This is a genomic window from Amycolatopsis sp. NBC_00345 (assembly GCF_036116635.1).
Classification (GTDB): Bacteria; Actinomycetota; Actinomycetes; order Mycobacteriales; family Pseudonocardiaceae; genus Amycolatopsis.
The window spans coordinates 7,926,963-7,945,020 of sequence record NZ_CP107995.1 but is presented as its reverse complement, the minus strand read 5'-3'; the positions used below and the strand labels follow the sequence as shown (position 1 = coordinate 7,945,020).

Sequence of the window (18,058 nt, the reverse complement as noted above, 5' to 3'; positions counted from 1 at the left end):
AGACCGCGGATATGGGAACACAGCGTGAGCGGATGTAGTTCACTCGTCTCGTGACTACCTCACCGCTGCCCGCAGTGCCGCAGGCGCGGGTGCGCGCGCCCGAACTGGCCGGCGACGTCTGGCTCAACACCGGTGGCCACCGGCTCACCCTCGCCGAGCTGCGCGGACGCATCGTGCTGCTCGACTTCTGGACCAGCGGCTGCGTCAACTGCCTGCACGTCCTCGACGAGCTCCGGCCGCTCGAGGAGGAGTTTTCCGACGTACTGGTCACCGTGGGTGTGCACTCGCCGAAGTTCCTGCACGAGGGCGAACGCGCGTCGATCGAGGCGGCCGTACGGCGTTACGAGGTGCACCACCCCGTCGTCAACGATCCGCAAATGGAGCTGTGGTCGCAGTACGCCGTGCGCGCGTGGCCGACGCTTGTGGTCGTCGACCCCGAGGGCTACGTCGTGCACGTCGCCGCGGGCGAGGGCCACGGCGAGGCGCTGCGCCGCGTGGTCGCCGACCTCGTGGTGAAACACGCGGCCAAGGGCACGCTCCGCCGCGGCGGCAGCCCGTACGTGCCGGTCGAGGAGCAGGACGGCGAGCTGCGCTTCCCGAGCAAGGCCGTCGCCACCGCCGAGGGCCGGGTGCTGGTCGCCGACACCGGCCACCACTCGATCGTCGAGTTCGCCTCCGACGGCGAGACCGTGATCCGCCGTTTCGGCAGCGGCGAGCGTGGCGCGCAGGACGGGCCCTTCGACCTCGCCACCTTCACCGAGCCGTCCGGCATCGCGCTGCTGCCCAACGACGTCGCCCAGCGCGTCGGGTACCACGCCGTCGTCGCCGACACCGCCGGCCACCGGCTGCGTGGCCTCGACCTCAACACCGGCGAGGTCAGCACCGTCGCGGGCACGGGCAGGCAGTGGCGCGACGGCTCCGACACCGGCAAGGCCGTGGACGTCGACCTCACCAGCCCGTGGGACGTCGCGTGGTGGGCCCCCGCGGGCGGCGTTGTGGTCGCCATGGCGGGCAACCACACGTTGAGCGTGTTCGACCCGGCTTCGGGCGACATCCGGCGCTTCGCGGGCACCACCGTCGAAGGCCTGCGAGACGGCGACGTCCACGAAGCGTTCTTCGCGCAGACCTCCGGCCTCGCGCCCGACGGCGACAAGCTCTGGCTCGCCGATGCCGAAACGTCCGCGTTGCGCTGGATCGAGCCGGACGGCGAGTCGTTCACCGTGCACACCGCCGTCGGCGTCGACCTGTTCTCCTTCGGCCACTCCGACGGCCCGGCCGAGCAGGCGCTGCTGCAGCACCCGCTGGGGCTCGCCGTGCTGCCGGGCGACCGCATCGCCATCGCCGACACGTACAACGGCGCTGTACGCCGCTACGACCCCTTCACGCGCGAAGTCACGACGCTCGCCACCGGGCTGGCGGAGCCGCAAGGCCTGCTGCTGCACGACGGCGTGCTGCTGGTCGTCGAGTCGGCGGGCAACCGCGTCGCGCCGGTCGGCGGCGAGGCGACGACCGTCGCCGGCACCGCGCACGCCGTGCGCCGCCCGCCGACCGTGCTGGCGCCCGGCAACCTCGAGTTCTCCGTCGTCTTCACCCCGCCGCCGGGCGAGAAGCTGGACGAGCGCTACGGGCCGTCGACGCGGCTGGAGATCAGCGCATCGCCGCCGGAGCTGCTCGCCGACGGCGCCGGCGTTGGCACGGACCTGGTGCGCCGGGTCCGGTTCGCCGACGGCGTGACCGAAGGCGTGCTTCAGGTCGTCGCGCAGGCGGCCAGCTGCGACGACGGCGGCGAGCACCCCGCGTGCCGCATCACGCGGCAGGATTGGGGTGTCCCCGTGCGCTTCGAGGCCGGTGGTGAGCGGGTGCTCAGCCTGGTCATGGCGGGCGAGCCGAAGGGAACCCCGCCCCGTCAGTAGCATGGGAGCCGTGTCCGACGGCCCCCAGCTCGAGATCCAGATGCTGCACGACCGGGTGCTCGTGCGGCTGTCCCCCGAGGAGGGCGAGCGACGCAGCAGCGGCGGCATCGTCATCCCGGCGACCGCGCAAGTGGCGCGCAGGCTCGCCTGGGGTGATGTACTGGGCGTGGGCAACAGCGTGCGGAACGTCAAGCTGGGCGACCGTGTGCTCTTCAACCCCGAAGACCAGTTCGAGGTCGAGATCAAGGGTGAAGGGCACCTGGTGATGCGCGAGCGGGACATTCACGCCGTCGCCACTGAGCGGACCGAACAGGGCACGGGGCTGTACCTGTAGCTCCTGGCAGGGGGAGGGCAGGCGTGCGCGAAGACGAAACCTCGCAGGACCTCTTCTTCGACGACCTGCTGCAGGAATCCGAAGACGACCTGGCCACGGAGATCTTCGCCGTCGTCGACGCGCCCCCGCCGCCCGATACGTCGGCGCGTCGCGTCCGGCGCAAGATCGGCCGCACGTTCATGATCGTCGGGGGCCTGCTGGGGCTGTTCGTGCTGCTGTACGCCGTCGACCTGATCGCCAACGCGGGCGACGTGCCGCGTGGCGTGGTCGTGGCGGGCGTCGACGTCGGCGGCCTCTCGCACGCCGACGCCGAGGCCAAGCTGCGTGCCCAGCTCCAGCCGCGGCTGACGCAGCCGGTGCCGGTGCGCGGCGGTGACGTCACGGCGACGCTGGTGCCCGCCGAGTCCGGCCTCGGCCTGGACTGGCCGGCGACGCTCGCGCAGGCCGGGCATCAGCCGTTGAGCCCGATCACGCGGATCATGTCGTTCTTCAGCACGCGTGACGTCGGCGTGGTCACGCGCTCGGACCAGGAGGAGGTCGGCCAGGCCGTGCGGGCGCTGGCCGAGCGGCGGCTGAATCACCCGCTGGTGGAGGGCGGTATCGGGTTCCTGCCGAAGTCGGCGACGGACGTGACGCCGTACCCCGTCGAGCCGCGGCAGGGACAGTTGCTGGCGGACGTCCCCGCGGCCGTGCAGGCGGTGATCGCGGACTGGCTCGCGCCGGGCGGCGTGCCGCTGCGGATGGCCGTGACGCCGCCGAAGGCGACCTCGGCCGGGGTGCACGCGCTGCTGGACCAGGTGGTGACGCCCGCGGTGGCGAAGCCGGTGGTGGTGCACGGCCAGGACAAGGACGCGACGCTGACGCCGGCCGCGATCGCCGCGTCGTTCCAGTTCGCGCCGCGCGACGGCGGCAGCCTGGAGCTGCGGATCGACCAGGCCAAGCTGCAGCAGGCCGTGCAGCCGGACCTCGCGTCGACGGAGACCGACGGGCGCGACGCGGAGCTCGTGTTCACCGCGGGCGCGCCGGCGGTGCAGCCGTCCGAGGACGCGCGGAAGATCAACTGGGCCAACACTTTCAAGCCGATCACGCAGGTGCTGGCGAAGCCGGACGGGCGGGACCTGAGCGTGGCGTACGACGCGACGAAGCCGAGCGTGTCGACCGAAGCGGTGTCGGCGCTGGGCATCAAGGAGGTGATCGGCGAGTTCACCACGAGCGGTTTCAGCGGCCCGGCGGCCACGAACATCCAGACGCTCGCCGACCGCGTCTCGGGCGCCGTCGTGAAGCCGGGTGAGACGTTCAGCCTCGGCGCGCGCTCGGGCGCCCGGACTTCGGCGAACGGCTACGTCACCGCTCCCGCCGACGAAGACGGCACGGGCCCTTCGGTGGTGGGCGGCGGAGTTTCGCAGCTCGCGTCCACTTTGTACAACGCGGCGTACCTGGCGGGCCTCGGCGACGGCGGCCACGCCGCGCACGACCACTACCTGGACCGCTACCCGGCCGGTCGCGACGCGGCGGCCGTGGACGACGCGGGGAACCCGGTGGAGCTGAAGATCGCCGACACCGCCCCCACGGGCTTCGCCATCCAGGCCTACGCGGGCGGCGGCTCGGTGACGGTGCGGATCTGGGGCACGAAGCAGTACCGGGTCGAAGGCCGCACGGGCGGCCAGACGAACCAGGTCTCGCCGCCCATCCAGTTCGGCCCGGGCCCGGACGGCACCTGCCAGGCATCGGTAGGCGCCACGGGATTCAGCGTCTCGGACACCCGCGTGTTCTATGATTTGGCTACAGGCAACGAGATTCGCGAGGAAACTCGCAATACGACCTACGCTCCGCGGCCGATCGTTTTGTGCTGACGGTTTACAACAGGACCATGCAGCCGGCCGCCTCGAGGTCCGCCAGCCAGGGTGGCACGCGGAGGTTCTTGTTCCAGCGGAGGTCCATTTTGTCCAGTTTGGACAGACCGGCTAGCGAGGACGGTAGCGTGGTCAGGGAGTTCTGCCGCAGGTCCAGCTGGCGCAACGAGGTCAGCGAGCCGACCGACGACGGCAAGGTGCGCAGGTCGTTGCCGCGGAGGTGGAGTTCCCGCAACGCCGACAGTGTGCCGATCGACTCGAGCAGCTCGGCGATTTCGTTGTGGTACAGGCGGAGTTCGCGCAACGAGCGAAAGCCCGAGATCGGATGGCAACGCGCTGATCCGGTTGTCCGTGCAGCCCAGGTAACGCAGGGATCCCAGCGCGCACAGCGATTCCGGGAACGACGTCAGACGGTTGTCGCTCAGGTAAAGGTACTCCGTCAGGTTCGGGAGCGAGCCCAGCTCGTCCGGCAGCGACGCCAGCCGATTGTGGCCGAGGTCCAGCGTGTGCAGGGAACGCAGCGAAGCCACCGAGGGCGGCAGCGACGTCAGCTCGTTGTCCGCCAGGTTCAGCACTCGCAGGCCGGTGAGTGTCCACAGTGCATCCGGGAGCGAGCTGATCCGGTTGTCGTACAGGCTCAGGTGCTCCAGCGGGGCGGAGAACACCTCGGCGGGGATCGTCGTGCGGCCGGTGCGGTCCAGGTCCAGCCGGGTCAGGCCGGCGGGCAGCGGGGACGGCAAGGGGCCGGGGCGGTCGGAGAGGTCCAGCCAGGTCATCAGGCAGCCTAGAACACAAACCCGGCCCGCTGCCGAAGCGGCAGCGGGCCGGACTGTGCAACGAAAACCGAGGTTACCTGTTCACACTGCGCCTGCCGTACAGGCCGGCCACCAGGCTGACGCCGATCGCGGCGATCACCACCTGCGTGAGGATCTCGAGCCAGTCGATCCCGTTCGTGTCGGCGTAGCCGATCCCGCGGGCGATCCAGGTGCCGATGAAGGCCGCCACGATGCCGACGACGATCGTCAGCCAGATCGGGATGGACTGCTTGCCGGGCGCGACCAGCCGGCCGAGCAGGCCGAGGATCAAGCCGATCACGATGGCGCTGATGATGCCTGAGACGGTCATCGAAACTCCTCTGCCTGAAATGGAGCCCGCGGCAACCGGCCGCGGACGCTGTCGTGATTCCCCTTGCCGGGGCCGTCGAAACCTCGTTCCCAAGGGCATTACACCCACCCGGCACCACCCCCTCGCCAGTCACAACCGGCGAAGTCACCCGAAAGAAACGCCCCCGGTGCGCGGGCACCGGGGGCGTTTCTCACTGAGCGGCTGAGTGGCTCAGAAGACCGACTCGTCCACGTCCATCAGCGTGTTGTCGGCCGCCTCGACAATCGCGCGGCGCGCGGTCAGCTCCGGCAGCACGGACTTGGCGAAGAACGACGACACGGCGATCTTGCCCTCGTAGAACGGCACGTCCTTGGCCGACGCGCCGGCGTCCAGCTTGGCGACGGCCACCTCGGCGCCCTTGAGCAGCTGCCAGCCGATCAGCAGGTCGCCCACCGACATCAGCAGCCGCACGGTGTGCTGGCCGACCTTGTTGATGTTCTGCGGGTCCTCCTGCGACGCGGTCAGATAGCCGATCAGCGAGCCGAGCATGCCCTGCGTGTCCTCGAGGGCCTGCTTCAGCAGCGCGCGCTCGTTCTTGAGCCGGCCGTTGCCCGCCTCGGCTTCGAGGAACTTCGTGATCTCGCCGGCCACGTACGCGAGCGACTGGCCCTTGTCACGGACGATCTTGCGGAAGAAGAAGTCCAGCGACTGGATCGCCGTGGTGCCCTCGTACAGCGAGTCGATCTTCGCGTCGCGGATGTACTGCTCGATCGGGTAATCCTGCAGGAAGCCGGACCCGCCGAGGGTCTGCAGTGACTGCACGAGCTGCTCGGTCGCGCGCTCGGAGCCGACGCCCTTGACGATCGGCAGCAGCAGGTCGTTGACGCCGTGCGCCAGCTTCAGCGAAGCCTCGTCGCCTTCGCCGGTCCACAGCTGGTCCTGGAACGACGCCGTGTACAGGTACACCGCGCGCAGGCCCTCCGCGTACGCCTTCTGCAGCATCAGCGAGCGGCGGACGTCCGGGTGGTGCGTGATCGTGACGCGCGGCGCGGCCTTGTTCAGCATGTTCGGCAGGTCGGCGCCCTGCACGCGCTCCTTGGCGTAGTCGCGCGCGTTCAGGTAACCGGTGGACAGGGTGGCGATCGCCTTGGTGCCGACCATCATCCGGGCGTACTCGATGACCTGGAACATCTGCGCGATGCCGTTGTGCACCTCGCCGAGCAGCCAGCCCTTGGCCGGGGTGCCGTGCTGGCCGAAGGTCAGCTCACAGGTGGTGGACGCCTTGATGCCCATCTTGTGCTCGACGTTGGTGACGAAGGCGCCGTTGCGCTCGCCCAGCTCACCGGTCTTCGAGTCGAAGTGGTACTTCGGCACCAGGAAGAGCGAGAGGCCCTTCGTGCCGGGCTTGGTCTCGATGCCGGGACCCTCGGGGCGCGCCAGCACGAGGTGCATGATGTTTTCGCTCATGTCGTGCTCGGCGGAGGTGATGAACCGCTTCACGCCGTCGATGTGCCAGGAGCCGTCCTCCTGCTTGACGGCCTTGGTGCGGCCCGCGCCGACGTCGGAGCCGGCGTCCGGCTCGGTCAGCACCATCGTCGCGCCCCAGGCGCGGTCGATCATCAGCTGCGCCCAGTGCTGCTGCTCTTCGGTGCCGTTGTTCTTCACGATCATCGCGAAGTTCGGGCCCGCCATGTACATGAACAGCGGGGCGTTCGCGCCGAGGATCAGCTCGGCCGCGGCCCACTGCACCGTCGGGGGGAGGCCGAAGCCGCCGAGGTCGTTGGTGAGGCCGAGGCGCCACCACTCGCCGTCCATCAGCTGCTGGTAGCTCTTCTTGAACGACTCGGGGATCTTGACGCTGAACGTCTTGGGGTCGTACACCGGCGGGTTCCGGTCCGCGTCGGCGTAGGACTCGGCCAGCGGGCCGGTGGCGAGCTTGTTCAGCTCGGTCAGCACCCCGCGCGCGGTCTCCTCGTCCGACTCGGCGAGCACGCCCTTGCCCAGGCGCTCCTGTACGCCGAGCACCTCGAAGAGGTTGAACTCCAGGTCTCGGACGTTGCTCTTGTAGTGGCCCATGTCGTCACTCCGTTTTGTGTCGGCTTTCCGGCCGGGCACATGTTCCCTTACTCGCCGGTAACTTCAGGATATTACCTACGAGTAACCGGAGCAAGCGAAACCGCGCTTCCAGGGGCGGAATTCAGCCGAAAAAACGACATCCACCTGGTGGGTGAGGTCAGGGGGTGCCGCGCGCCACGGCCGGCTGGACGGGCGCGGGGTTGTGGCCGTCGTCCGCGCGCGGGATCAGGATGCCGCTGCGGAACGCGATGGTCACGGCGTGTGTCCGGTCCCGCGCGGAAAGCTTGCGCAGGATGCTCTTCACGTGCGTCCGGACCGTCTCCACGGACAGGAACAGCAGCTTCGCGATCGCCGAGTTCTCCAGTCCTTCGGCCACGAGCTGCAGCACCTGGTACTCGCGGCGCGAAAGCGGCATCGCGCCCTTCGGCTGCGTCAGGTGGTCTTCGGCCGGTGCCGCCCTGGGGGACGGCTGGCGTTTCGGTCTGGCGGTGAGCGCCGCCAGCGCCGGGTCGATGTAACGACGGTCGGAGTGCGCGCGCCGGATGGCCTCCGCGAGCCGGCGCGGGTCCACCGCTCGCGGCACGATCGCGTGCGCGCCCGCGCCGATGGCGGTCGCCAGGTACTGCTGCGTCCGGTTGGCGTCGCGGACGAGCACCACCAGCAGCAACGCCGGGTCACCCGCGGCCAGCAGCTTGGTGAGGTGGCAGTTGGGGTCCAGCGCCGAGTCGAGGATGACCACGTCGGGGCGCACCTGCTCGCACAGCTGGAGCGCGGCGTGGTGGCTCGCCGCCTGGCCTGCCCAGTGCAGGCCGGGGCTGCGGTGCACCATCGCGGCCAGTCCCTCGCGGAAGATCGGGATGGGGTCGACCACGGCGACCCCGAGGCTGCGGCTCGCGCCGGGCTGTCCCGGTGCAACGGTCGGTCGGTGGGGCTCGATGCCGCGCATCTCGGGCCTCCGTACTCCAGGTCGCTCCCGGGCCGCCGGACGCTTCGGCACGCCCCCTCGGCGTGCCGTCCGGCACCACCCGATCCCCCCTGCTGGGACCGGACGGGAATGACACCTTGTCTCTCATTCGAGTCCCCAGGAGGCCCCTCGTGACGCGGTTTCCCCCTCATGGCCGTATCGGCCAGTCGCAGCAAACTCTCTGTAGAAAAGTGGTCGTGATCAGGGGTGATTCGACGCCTTGCGGCCGAGGTCGTTCCTCCGTCTGCTACTGAGGGTGTAGCCCGTTAGGTGGACGATCGGTGACAAGCTGTGTGCGGAGCGCGGCGAACTCCTCGGCCAGTCCGGCCGGTGTCCAGTGGGCGTTGAGGCCGCTCGGGTTGGGCAGGGCCCACACGTTCGTCGCCCCGATCATCCGCTCCTGGCGCCCGACACGCGCCTTCGGCTCGCCGAACGCGAGGCGATACGCCGTGATGCCCAGCACGGCCAGCCAGCGCGGTTTCGCCCGCTGGACCTTGACGACCAGGGCCTTGCCGCCGTCTCGAAGCTCGTCGTCGCTCAGCTCGTCCGCCCGCGCGGTGGCCCGGTCCACGACGTTGGTGACGCCGAGCTTCAGCGCGAGCAGCTCGTGTTGCTCGCTCGGGTCGAACTGCCGCGGGGTGAAGCCGCCGCGGTGCAGGGCCGGCCAGAACCGGTTGCCGGGCCGCGCGAAGTGCACGCCGAGCACGGCGGAGTAGAGGCTCGGGTTGATGCCGCAGAACAGCACGTCGAGGCCGGGTGCCAGCACGTCCGGGACGATCGTGCCGTACGCGGCGGCGAGCTGTTCCTTCGTCGGTCGGGGGCCCATCCGTCCAGTCTCCGGCACGCTGGACGGCATGGGTGTCACGGCCGACGGTTGCCCGGTGGCGCGTCGATCCTGGACCTGGGCAGCGGCTGCGTGACGCATCCGCTGGTGGCGCTGAGCCACCGGGTCGTCGCGGTGGACGACTCGCCGGAGATGCTCGCGCACGTGCGTGGCGCCGAGACGGTCTGCGCGCGGATCGGTGACCTGCGGCTGGGGCGCCGGTTCGGCGGCGTGCTGCTGGTCGAATGGCATCCGCCGGGGTGGTTCGACCGCGTGGTGAGCGGTTCGGGTGGGCGTCGCCCTGGAGGCGCCGCACGCGACGGCGACTTGCTGTCCGCGGCCGTCCGCGGCAGCGTCGGCGACGAGGCTTGGTGACAGGAATTCACCTGCCGCAGGCCGTCCCCCGAAGCCCTTGGCGATGTCTTGACCTCGGCCGATCTGGTCTTCGACCGCTGGGTGACCGCTGACCGGGACTGGTTCTCCGCGCACGGGGTAGCGAAGCCGCCACCGGGCTAGGTAGCCTGTGTGATCTCTCGCACAACGACGTCGGAGAGGAGGCCGCGTGCAGGTTTCGCTCGTCCTCGGGCTGGTGGCCCTGGTCATCGCCGTCGCCTCGCTGATCGTGATCCTGGAGGACCGGCGCGCCGCCAAGCGGGCGGCGCTGCGGCGTAAGGCTCGATTAGCGCGCCTGGGCGAAGTCGACCCGCTCGCGCCGGGCCGTCTGCGCGTGGACAGCTGAAGGAACGGCGCGCAGGGCGAGCAGCAGGGCCGCGAAGAGCCAGCCGACGCCGGCGCCGAAGGTGTTGGTCATGATGTCGTCGACGTCGAAGATGCGGTAGACGAACGGCGCGGTGCCGAAGTTCGCGGTGAGCTGCGTGACCTCGATGGCGAATGACGCGGCGGCGCCGATGGCCAGCGTCCCGACGAGCCCGCGGCGCCACAGGATCCGTGCGAACAGGCCCAGCGGCACGAACAGCAGCACGTTCAGCGCGGCTTGCTGGAAGGTCTGCGTGGTGAACCAGTGCGCCGCCGACAGGCCGTGCTTGAGGAGCTCGGTGTGGATGTCGCTGATCCACTGGAACGGGCGCAGCTGCACGGTCTGCTCGAGCCGGCGGCTGTGCGCCCCGGGCAGCGGCAGGAACACAACGGCGAGCGCCATGCACGCGTAGAACACGACGGCGGCCGTGGTCACCAGCCCGCGCACCCGCGGGCGCCCGTAGCGGGCGAACTGCAGCACCAGCTGGGGGACGAGGACCGTCGCCCACACCGCGAGGAAACCGATGAGGCCGTACTGCAGGGCCGTGACCTGTGCGTTCGTCATGGCTTGAACGTTATGGATCTTGGGGCCCCGGCCACTTCGGTCGAAGAGCCGGACGCTTCTGCCGGGGGTCGGCCATCTGGCCGAGGCGGCCTTAAGCCGATCGGCCAGGCTCCTGCTCGCGCTCTTTGTCTTCGGCGCGCTCGGCCCGCCACGCGCTGAAGACCGTCCCGCCCACCAGCACCCCCACAACCACGATCACGAGCACGACGATCTGCAGTTCCATGTACTCCCCCGGTGCGTTTCGCGATGCGGCGTCCGGGGCATCGGTGCGGTTGGGGCAGGTGTTACGGATGGGGGTTGCGGTGCTGTCCCTTTGTCGCGCTTCGTTGCTGCCCGGGTTCTGCCGCCTCGCCCTTGACCAGGTGCGGCACGCTCCGCGTACAGGACTTCCTCGTACCGCGCCACGCCGGTTCCGGCTGCCGCACTGACCCTGCTCCGCCCTGATCCGCGCAGCTAACTCCCCGCTCACCTGCCGATCCCCGCCCAAGCAAGCTCACCCCGCCCGCCCGCCGCAGCCTGCCCCCAGCGCACGCTCCGCAGAACGTCCCCAGACCTTCACCCCAGCCGACGCCAAGCCCCACAGCCGGCGCCGCTGTTCGCCATCACCGCCACCCGCCCCGACAGCAGCCCCCGCCCTTCCCTGGGGGGCGTCCCCAATCCCATCCTACCGACCCCCCTCGCCAAATTCGGAGAATTTGGACACGTGAGGCCGAGTTGTCCACAATGGGGCCAGGCTGTGGATAACTCCGGAAACGGCGAGGTGGCCAGGTGAAAAGTGGACGCAGGAGTAACTGTTACCCGGGGTACTAGAAATCCTCGTCACCAGCGCTTACGCTCTGGATCATGGACGACGTCGTCTACACGCGGGTTGGGGAAGGCGCGCCGCTGGTGCTGATCCACGGGGTCGGGCACCGGCGGCAGGCATGGGATCCCGTCGTGCCGTTGCTGGCGCCGCACCGGGACGTGATCGCGGTTGACCTGCCCGGGTTCGGGGAGTCGCCGCACCGGGAAGGGGCCTACGGGATCGAGCCGGCGCTCGAGACGTTCGCGCGGCTGTTCGGGCGGCTCGGGATCGAGAAGCCGCACGTCGCGGGGAACTCGCTCGGCGGGCTGCTTTCGCTCGCACTCGGGGAAGCCGGCCTGGTTCGCAGCGTGACCGCGCTGTCGCCCGCCGGACTTTGGACGCCGTGGCAGCAGCAGTACGCGCTGACCGTCCTGCGCACCCTCCGCACGCTCGCCCGGCACACGCCCGAGCGGCGCGTCCGGCAGCTCGCCACCACGGCCGCCGGCCGGAAGGCGCTCACCGGCATGATCTACAGCAACCCCGCGGTGCTCACGCCGCAAGTGGTCGTCGACGACGTCCGCGCGCTCGGCCGCGCCGAAGGGTTCCTGCCCACGCTCGCCCAGGCCAAGGGCGGTTTCCACTTCGCCGGGCCGGTCCGCGACGACGTCCCGGTCACCATCGCGTGGGCCGAGCGCGACCGGGTGCTCGCGCGGCCCAAGGCGGAAGCGCTCAGGCTCGTCGCTCCCCAGGCTCGCCTGATCACGCTGCGCGGTTGCGGCCACGTGCCCATGAGCGACGCGCCGGACGTCGTCGCGCGCGTGCTGCTCGACGGCAGCACCAACGCCGGGTGACATTTCCCTATCGCCCTCCCTTTTCCTCTGGTGACGACCCTCCCTATTGGGCAGACTGCGACGCCGTGCGCCCGTTTTGGGGACGTCGGGCGCGAAACCGGAGGAAACATGAGGCTCTTCACCCGGATCGCGGTCACCGCCGCGGCCGCACTGGCGACAGTGGCCGTCACGAGCGCACCCGCGTCGGCGGCCCAGACCACGGACGTCCGGATCATCGCGTTCAACGACCTGCACGGAAACCTTGAGCCGCCCGCCGGTTCGAGCGGGCGCGTGACGCAGTCGGATGGCTCCACTGTGGACGCGGGCGGCGCCGCTTACCTGGCGACGCACGTGAAGCAGCTGCAGTCGCAGGTTCGCAACTCGATGGTGCTCTCCGCGGGCGACAACGTCGGCGCGTCGCCGGTGGTCTCCGCGCTGTTCCACGACGAGCCGACCATCGACTTCCTCAACATGCTCGGCGTCAAGGCGTCCGTGGTGGGCAACCACGAGTTCGACGAGGGCTACCAGGAGCTGCTGCGCATGCAGTTCGGCGGCTGCAACAAGACCGACGGCTGCCAGTTCCGCAGTTCCTTCGACGGTGCGAAGTTCCCGTTCCTCGGGTCCAATGTGTACTTCACCAACGGCCTGCCCGCGCTGCTGCCGTTCACCGTCCAGTTCTCCGGCGGCGTGCCGATCGGCGTCATCGGCGCCACGCTGAAGGACCTGCCCACCGTCGTCACGCCGGAGGCCATCAAGGGCCTGAAGTTCGGCGACGAGGTGCAGGCCATCAACCGCACCGCGAACCTGCTCGACGCGCTCGGCGTCAAGTCCCAGGTCGTGCTCCTGCACCAGGGCGACAGCACCGAGGTCAACTCCGGCCCCGACGACTGCAAGCTGCAGCCGAACGGCCCCGCCGCGACTATCGCGAAGAACGTCAGCCCGAAGGTCGACGCGATCTTCACCGGGCACAGCCACCAGCAGTACAACTGCGTGATCAACGACCCCGCCGGCCAGCCGCGCACGGTGACGCAGGGAGCGTCGTTCGGGCGGCTGCTGTCCGTTGTGGACCTGAAGATCGACCTGCGCACGCGCGACGTCGTGCGGTCGCAGACCAAGGCACACAACGAGATCGTCACCCGCGACGTCACGCCGGACCCGGCCGTGGCCAAGCTCGTCGACGAGGCCAAGACCAAGTCGGCCCCGATCGCGAACAAGCCGGTCGGCACCATCACCGCGGACCTCAAGGCGGCCGGCGCGGCTTCGGGCGAGTCGACGATCGGTGACGTCATCGCCGACGCACAGCTTGAAGGCACCAAGGCCAACAACGCGCAGATCGCCATCACCAACCCCGGCGGCATCCGCGCGGACCTGAACTACGCCTCCTCCCCGAACGGTGAGGGTGATGGCGTGGTCACCTACGGCGAGGCGTTCACCGTGCAGCCGTTCGCGAACATCATGCAGACGATCACGCTCACCGGCGCGAACCTGAAAAACGTGCTGGAGTAGCAGTGGGGCCAGTCTGGTGGGACCAAGATCCTGCAGATCTCGAGCACGCTGCACTACACGTACTCGGCGTCGGCGCCGGTCGGCTCGCGCGTCTCGAACATCACCGTGAACGGCACGGCGGTGGACCCGGCGGCGACGTTCCGTGTGTCGGTGAACAACTTCCTCGCCGCTGGCGGTGACGGGTTCACGGAGTTCAGGAAGGGCACCGACTTGGCGGGCGGCCCCGTCGACCTGGACGCGCTGATCGCTTACCTCGGCGCGCACCCGGGCGTGGCGCCGCCGCTGGCGGACCGGATCACGGTCACGCCGTAGCTTCCCGGTTCAGGAGCCCCGCCGCGGTCCGGCGGGGCTCCTGTTTCGCCAAGACGACCGCGGCGTCATCGGGGACGATGGGGTCATGGTGACCTGGGAAGAAGTGGTGGCGCTCGGGGCGGAACTGCCGGAGACCGAGGAGTCCACTTGGTACCGCACGCCCGCGTTGAAGGTGGCGGGCAAGGGATTCGCCCGGCTGCGGACGGAGGCGGAGGGCGAGCTCGTCCTGTTCTGCGGGCTCGACGAGAAGGCGGCGCTGCTCGCCGGGGGTGATCCGGCGTTCTTCACCACCCCGCACTACGACGGGCACGGCTCGATCCTGGTCGACCTGGACCGGGTGGACGAACAGCAGCTGCGTGAGCTGCTGACGGAGTCCTGGCGGCGGAAGGCTCCGCGTCGGCTGGTCAGTTGAGCTTGCCGGCGGCGGATCGCTGTGGAGGGGCGGGCGGGTAAAAGCAAGCCCTCACTTGAGTTCCCCTTCGAGCAGGCTCATCAGGTACATGTCGTGGTACTTGCCGTCCTGGCCGCGGAAGCATTCGCGGTGCCGGCCGTCCTCGACGAATCCCAGCTTGCGGTAGACGTGGCGAGCGCGTTCGTTCTCCGCGACCACCCACAGCGCGATCAAGTGCAGGCGCATCATCACGAAGCCGTACCGGCACATCAGCCGCAGCGCTTCCGTGCCGTAGCCGCCGTCCCAGTGGTCCCTGTCGCCGATGTAGATGTCGACCTCGGCGCGGCCCTGCTCGGGCTCGGCGTCACGCAGGTCGACGACGCCGAGCAGCTTGCCGTCGGCGATCTTTTCGATGCCCAGCACCACGTGCTCGTAGGTGTTGAGCTTGCGGTCCTCGCAGCGTTTGCGGATCTGGTCGAGCGAGCGCGGGTGGCTGCTGTTCATCCACTGGCCGACCTCCCAGTCGTTGACCCAGCGGTACAACGGCTCGGCGTCCGACGGCTCCAGCGCGCGCAGCCGGACCAGTTCCCCGGTGAGCATCCGCTCCCCCTCACTCTCGCTTGACCAGCAGGAAGTCCTGAACGTCGAGCAGGCCGAGGAACTGCCGAACCGGCGTCGGCATCGACCGGCGGGACTCATCATGCACGAGTTCCGGATCGACGACGCGGTATTTTCGGCGCCGCGTGATGACCTCCGCGCCGCCCGCGGCCAGCACGTTCTTGACCCAGTCGGCGCCGGGGCCGTACGTCAGCGCCACGGCGAAGCCGTCTTCGGTGCGGAACACGCTCAGCGGCGTCCGGAACTCCCTGCCGGAGCGGCGCCCTTTGTGCACGAGCAGACCGAAGCCGGGCAACCACCCGACAAACGGCTTCGCGACCCGGTTCGTCACCACGCGGTTGAAGCGGGCAAGACCTTCTGGCAGCACCATGCCCACGACGGTAATCCAACCGTCGTGGAATTACCGCGAAACGCCCCTCCTGCAGCCACTTCGTCACCTCTACCGCCCGTCTACCGCCCGTCGCGCCCTGCCCGCCACCCACTTATCCACAGCCTTGCTTCATTGTGGACAACTCGGCTGCACGGGTCCGATTCGTCCGTTTTTGTCGGGGGGTGGCGGTAGGCTGGGTCTGGGGACGCCCCCCAGGGAAGGGCGGGGGCTGCTCTCGGGGCTGGCTGGTGGTGGCTGCAAAAAGGCCGCGGGTTTCGTGGGCGGCTGCGCTTGGGGGCGAGTGACGTGCGGGGTGGGCGAGCCGGACCGGTGTGACGTGCGGTGATCTGTTTGGTCGCGGGGGGCGGGGCCGGGTGTGGTGGTCGCCGTGAGTCGTTTGGTGAGGTGGCGCACGCGACCTGGGTGCCGGTCTGGTGGGATGTGCGCACACACCGGAACTACGCGGGGAGCGAGCATGTCGACCCAATGGCCGCTGCGGCAGGATCCGGAATCCCCGGTGATCTTCGCGCACACGCTGATCGAGGACCCCGGCCAGCTGGCTTTTGTCGTTCTCGACGATGACGACGACTGGTTCATCAGTGACGGCGCCGAGTTCGACGAGGACATGGACGTCAACCGCGAGCAGTTCGGCGCGCTGCGCCTGCGCGACGCGGTCGAGCGGCTGCCGCAGCTCAAGGCGCTGGCCGGCCTGCCGCCGGGCATGGCCGCGGACTGGGATCCGGACCGGGCCACGTGGCTGCTCAGCTCCGTCGCGGACTCCGACGACGAGACAGAGGACGTCGCGATCCGCGAGACGCGCGTCGCCGCGTGGCAGCACCCCGGTTCGCCCGTTGAGGAAGTGCAGCTCAGCACCGGGCTTGCCGAGATCGGCACCGGTCCGGACGCGCCGGGCCGCGCCGTCCGCCAGGTGGTCCGGGAGACCGACGGGACCTGGCTGTTCGTCGGCTTCGAGGTCCCGGAGTCCGAGGACTTCGAGGTCGAGGGCATGGAGCTGGAGCACGTCGTGCGGCTGTACCCGGACGTCGTGAACGTGCTGCAGGCCGCGCCGGGACAGGTTTTCGACCGTGAGGCCCCCGGGGCTGAGTGGGAACTGGTCGAGGGCTGAAACTCCTCCGCGGGGGAAGGGCTCTGACGCTCGGAGGTTCGTAGTGGCAGCTGGTGAATGGCGCCGGTGCGGACCTCCGACGGATTGTCATGTCCACGTACGGCCGCACCGATCTACTTCGCTGGCATCGACCCGAAGGCGTCCGAGACGGCGATGTGAAGGGCTGCAACGAGTTCGGCCAGTAAGTGTCCATATAGGACATCGCCGGGCGGTGGAACGTGACGGGGCGGCGGTCGCGCTGTCGACGGCCCCGCGATGGCATGCGTTCTGGACGGAACTGCGCGCCGCTTCGGGGTGCACAGTTTTCGCACGTTCACGTACGGGTTCGGCGGCGACGGCGGGGAGCGGTAAATGGATCGTGATTCCTTTACTGTGTAAATTGTCTGTTAATCACATCCTTCTGCTGTAATTGGGAAAGCGCTATCTGAGATCCGCTCGATTATATTCCGTAACACTCGCTCGGCCAAATGCGACGTGAACCTCTGTAAGTCACATCCGGCGCGATCTGGTGCCGGACGGCTTTGCCGTTGGAGGTCCTGGAAATGACGGACGAGGTTGATTTCGCCCCGGCTTCAGGATCATTGATCGAACCCAATCCGGCGTCGCCGGAGAAAGTGGCGGTCGCGAAGTCCAACGGTGCGGAACCCCGGCCGCTGCCGAAGTGGGAGGCGGCAGCCCGGGAACGCGCCAGGGCGGCGGTCCGGCGGTTCGCCCGCCCGCTCGCCGACCTCGTCGAACGGGACGCCAACGAAGGTGACACCCGCCTGCTCGTCACCGATTTCCTTTGTGAGGGTCTCGGTTTTGACAAGTACGAGGACCTGACCACGGAGTACCAGGTCAAGGGCGAGTTCGCCGACTACGGCGTCCGGATCGATCGTCAGATGGTCGCCTTCATCGAGGTCAAGCGGTGCACGCAGAAGCTCGGAATCCGGCACTTGCGGCAGGTGCAGATGTACGCCGTCAACGAAGGGGTCGAGTGGATGATCCTGACGAACGGGCAAGTGTGGCAGGTCTGGCACCTGACCGGCGGGCTGCCGGTTGTCGTCGACCTCGCCCTCGAGATCGACCTGCTGTCCGACGCGACTTCCACCGCGAAGGCCCATGCCTTGTTCCACCTTTCCAAAGAGGCGATCAAGCGTCGGCTGCTGGACGAGCTCTGGAAGGCGAAGGCGGCCACCGCGCCGCGTTCGCTCGCCGCGGTGCTCGTCTCCGAGCCGGTGCTGGAAGCGGTGCGCAAGGAAGTCCGTCGGAGAACGACGTACAACAGCGATGTCCGGGAGATCGAAAAGATCATCAGGGCCGACGTCGTCCGAGCCGAGCTGCAGGCCTGAGCTAACCAAGAAATCGAAGAGGAGAAAATCATGGCTGGAAAATTCGAGCTGTACAAGGACAAGTCGGGTGAGTTCCGTTTCCGGCTCAAGGCTGGAAACGGCGAGATCATCGCTACGGGTGAGTCGTACCCCGCCAAGGCGTCCGCGCAGAAGGGCATCGATTCGGTCAAGCGGAACGCCGCCGACGCGGAAGTCGCGGACCTGACCTGAGCCGGTCGAAAGACTCCGGGAATGTAAAAACGCCTTCGGCAAGATGAGCGAACATCTTGCCGAAGGCGTTGTCAGAGCGGATGACGGGAATCGAACCCGCGTATTCAGCTTGGGAAGCTGATGTTCTACCATTGAACTACATCCGCAGTGCGACGTAAGCATACACGGAGTCCGGACGCGGCTGTCCAGTGG

Annotated in this window: 18 protein-coding genes, 1 tRNA gene and 2 pseudogenes; 11 read left to right on the top strand and 10 right to left on the bottom strand. The window is 68.9% G+C overall.

Translation table 11 applies throughout. From position 1 onward, the window contains the following. Nucleotides 1-89: 89 nt before the first annotated feature. From OG943_RS35890 to OG943_RS35880, 3 genes are read left to right on the top strand one after another with little or no spacing between them, the layout of a single operon-like run. Nucleotides 90-1,913: an NHL domain-containing thioredoxin family protein gene (locus tag OG943_RS35890; RefSeq protein ID WP_328612235.1), complete on the top strand. Its 1,824-nt coding sequence runs from the start codon at nt 90-92 to the stop codon at nt 1,911-1,913. Nucleotide 1,914: 1 nt separating this feature from the next. Continuing rightward, nucleotides 1,915-2,247, top strand: coding sequence for a GroES family chaperonin (locus tag OG943_RS35885; RefSeq protein ID WP_328605360.1), 333 nt, complete (start codon nt 1,915-1,917; stop codon nt 2,245-2,247). A gap of 23 nt (nt 2,248-2,270) precedes the next feature. Next, nucleotides 2,271-4,100, top strand: a complete 1,830-nt coding sequence (locus OG943_RS35880; RefSeq protein ID WP_328605359.1) for a VanW family protein — start codon at nt 2,271-2,273, stop codon at nt 4,098-4,100. Between the two features lie 4 nt (nt 4,101-4,104). On the opposite strand, the pseudogene OG943_RS48520 reads toward OG943_RS35880, so the two are convergent. From OG943_RS48520 to mug, 5 genes and pseudogenes are all read right to left on the bottom strand, one after another. Beyond that, nucleotides 4,105-4,816: pseudogene (locus OG943_RS48520) on the bottom strand (leucine-rich repeat domain-containing protein). 133 nt (nt 4,817-4,949) lie between these two features. After that, entirely contained in the window at nt 4,950-5,225 is a 276-nt protein-coding gene (locus OG943_RS35865) for a GlsB/YeaQ/YmgE family stress response membrane protein (RefSeq protein WP_328605357.1), read from the bottom strand. Nucleotides 5,226-5,435: 210 nt separating this feature from the next. Further along, nucleotides 5,436-7,280, bottom strand: coding sequence for an acyl-CoA dehydrogenase (locus tag OG943_RS35860; RefSeq protein ID WP_328605356.1), 1,845 nt, complete (start codon nt 7,278-7,280; stop codon nt 5,436-5,438). A 157-nt stretch (nt 7,281-7,437) separates the two neighbouring features. Beyond that, nucleotides 7,438-8,226 (bottom strand): response regulator transcription factor, encoded by a 789-nt coding sequence (locus OG943_RS35855; RefSeq protein WP_328605355.1) that lies wholly within the window; start codon nt 8,224-8,226, stop codon nt 7,438-7,440. A 265-nt stretch (nt 8,227-8,491) separates the two neighbouring features. Continuing rightward, nucleotides 8,492-9,070, bottom strand: a complete 579-nt coding sequence (gene mug, locus OG943_RS35850; protein WP_328605354.1) for a G/U mismatch-specific DNA glycosylase — start codon at nt 9,068-9,070, stop codon at nt 8,492-8,494. A gap of 90 nt (nt 9,071-9,160) precedes the next feature. On the opposite strand from mug, the gene OG943_RS35845 reads away from it, so the two are divergent. Continuing rightward, on the top strand, nt 9,161-9,442 hold the full coding sequence (locus OG943_RS35845; RefSeq protein WP_328605353.1) for a hypothetical protein: 282 nt from the start codon (nt 9,161-9,163) through the stop codon (nt 9,440-9,442). A 187-nt stretch (nt 9,443-9,629) separates the two neighbouring features. Beyond that, nucleotides 9,630-9,806, top strand: coding sequence for a hypothetical protein (locus tag OG943_RS35840; protein ID WP_328605352.1), 177 nt, complete (start codon nt 9,630-9,632; stop codon nt 9,804-9,806). Here OG943_RS35840 and OG943_RS35835 read toward each other — a convergent pair. Both OG943_RS35835 and OG943_RS35830 read right to left on the bottom strand, forming a co-directional pair. Then, the gene (locus OG943_RS35835; RefSeq protein ID WP_328605351.1) at nt 9,747-10,388 is read right to left on the bottom strand and encodes a VanZ family protein; all 642 of its coding nucleotides are present in this window, start codon (nt 10,386-10,388) and stop codon (nt 9,747-9,749) included. The two genes, OG943_RS35840 and OG943_RS35835, sit on opposite strands and share 60 nt — an antisense overlap. 91 nt (nt 10,389-10,479) lie before the next feature. After that, entirely contained in the window at nt 10,480-10,611 is a 132-nt protein-coding gene (locus OG943_RS35830; protein WP_328605350.1) for a hypothetical protein, read from the bottom strand. Between the two features lie 620 nt (nt 10,612-11,231). On the opposite strand from OG943_RS35830, the gene OG943_RS35825 reads away from it, so the two are divergent. From OG943_RS35825 to OG943_RS35815, 3 genes and pseudogenes are all read left to right on the top strand, one after another. Next, nucleotides 11,232-12,023, top strand: coding sequence for an alpha/beta fold hydrolase (locus OG943_RS35825; RefSeq protein WP_328605349.1), 792 nt, complete (start codon nt 11,232-11,234; stop codon nt 12,021-12,023). A gap of 108 nt (nt 12,024-12,131) precedes the next feature. Continuing rightward, a pseudogene (locus tag OG943_RS35820) lies at nt 12,132-13,820 on the top strand (bifunctional metallophosphatase/5'-nucleotidase). 85 nt (nt 13,821-13,905) lie between these two features. Then, nucleotides 13,906-14,232, top strand: coding sequence for an MmcQ/YjbR family DNA-binding protein (locus OG943_RS35815; protein ID WP_328605348.1), 327 nt, complete (start codon nt 13,906-13,908; stop codon nt 14,230-14,232). Between the two features lie 51 nt (nt 14,233-14,283). On the opposite strand, the gene OG943_RS35810 is transcribed toward OG943_RS35815, so the two are convergent. Then, the gene (locus OG943_RS35810) at nt 14,284-14,811 is read right to left on the bottom strand and encodes a GNAT family N-acetyltransferase (RefSeq protein WP_328605347.1); all 528 of its coding nucleotides are present in this window, start codon (nt 14,809-14,811) and stop codon (nt 14,284-14,286) included. Nucleotides 14,812-14,821: 10 nt separating this feature from the next. Further along, entirely contained in the window at nt 14,822-15,199 is a 378-nt protein-coding gene (locus OG943_RS35805; protein ID WP_328612234.1) for a nitroreductase family deazaflavin-dependent oxidoreductase, read from the bottom strand. Nucleotides 15,200-15,674: 475 nt separating this feature from the next. On the opposite strand from OG943_RS35805, the gene OG943_RS35800 reads away from it, so the two are divergent. The 3 genes from OG943_RS35800 (at nt 15,675) to OG943_RS35790 (ending at nt 17,866) form a co-directional block, all read left to right on the top strand. Then, nucleotides 15,675-16,325 carry a hypothetical protein gene (locus tag OG943_RS35800; RefSeq protein WP_328605346.1) on the top strand — a complete coding sequence of 217 codons (651 nt, stop codon included), beginning with the start codon at nt 15,675-15,677 and terminating at the stop codon, nt 16,323-16,325. A 542-nt stretch (nt 16,326-16,867) separates the two neighbouring features. Beyond that, a complete protein-coding gene (locus OG943_RS35795; RefSeq protein ID WP_328605345.1) occupies nt 16,868-17,656 on the top strand; it encodes a hypothetical protein in 789 nt (262 codons plus the stop codon). Between the two features lie 30 nt (nt 17,657-17,686). Next, nucleotides 17,687-17,866: a YegP family protein gene (locus OG943_RS35790; RefSeq protein WP_328605344.1), complete on the top strand. Its 180-nt coding sequence runs from the start codon at nt 17,687-17,689 to the stop codon at nt 17,864-17,866. A gap of 75 nt (nt 17,867-17,941) precedes the next feature. Here the strand turns inward: OG943_RS35790 and OG943_RS35785 are convergent. Continuing rightward, nucleotides 17,942-18,012: transfer RNA gene (locus tag OG943_RS35785), tRNA-Gly, on the bottom strand. Nucleotides 18,013-18,058: the final 46 nt, after the last annotated feature.

Bases quoted from the DNA above. Each gene is read 5' to 3' on its own strand.
- OG943_RS35815 (WP_328605348.1), top strand. From the start codon at position 13,906: ATGGTGACCTGGGAAGAAGTGGTGGCGCTCGGGGCGGAACTGCCGGAG.
- OG943_RS35830 (WP_328605350.1), bottom strand. From the start codon at position 10,611: ATGGAACTGCAGATCGTCGTGCTCGTGATCGTGGTTGTGGGGGTGCTG.
- OG943_RS35810 (WP_328605347.1), bottom strand. From the start codon at position 14,811: ATGCTCACCGGGGAACTGGTCCGGCTGCGCGCGCTGGAGCCGTCGGAC.
- OG943_RS35825 (WP_328605349.1), top strand. From the start codon at position 11,232: ATGGACGACGTCGTCTACACGCGGGTTGGGGAAGGCGCGCCGCTGGTG.
- OG943_RS35790 (WP_328605344.1), top strand. From the start codon at position 17,687: ATGGCTGGAAAATTCGAGCTGTACAAGGACAAGTCGGGTGAGTTCCGT.
- OG943_RS35855 (WP_328605355.1), bottom strand. From the start codon at position 8,226: ATGCGCGGCATCGAGCCCCACCGACCGACCGTTGCACCGGGACAGCCC.
- OG943_RS35885 (WP_328605360.1), top strand. From the start codon at position 1,915: ATGGGAGCCGTGTCCGACGGCCCCCAGCTCGAGATCCAGATGCTGCAC.
- mug (WP_328605354.1), bottom strand. From the start codon at position 9,070: ATGGGCCCCCGACCGACGAAGGAACAGCTCGCCGCCGCGTACGGCACG.
- OG943_RS35865 (WP_328605357.1), bottom strand. From the start codon at position 5,225: ATGACCGTCTCAGGCATCATCAGCGCCATCGTGATCGGCTTGATCCTC.
- OG943_RS35800 (WP_328605346.1), top strand. From the start codon at position 15,675: ATGTCGACCCAATGGCCGCTGCGGCAGGATCCGGAATCCCCGGTGATC.
- OG943_RS35805 (WP_328612234.1), bottom strand. From the start codon at position 15,199: ATGGTGCTGCCAGAAGGTCTTGCCCGCTTCAACCGCGTGGTGACGAAC.
- OG943_RS35795 (WP_328605345.1), top strand. From the start codon at position 16,868: ATGACGGACGAGGTTGATTTCGCCCCGGCTTCAGGATCATTGATCGAA.
- OG943_RS35860 (WP_328605356.1), bottom strand. From the start codon at position 7,280: ATGGGCCACTACAAGAGCAACGTCCGAGACCTGGAGTTCAACCTCTTC.
- OG943_RS35835 (WP_328605351.1), bottom strand. From the start codon at position 10,388: ATGACGAACGCACAGGTCACGGCCCTGCAGTACGGCCTCATCGGTTTC.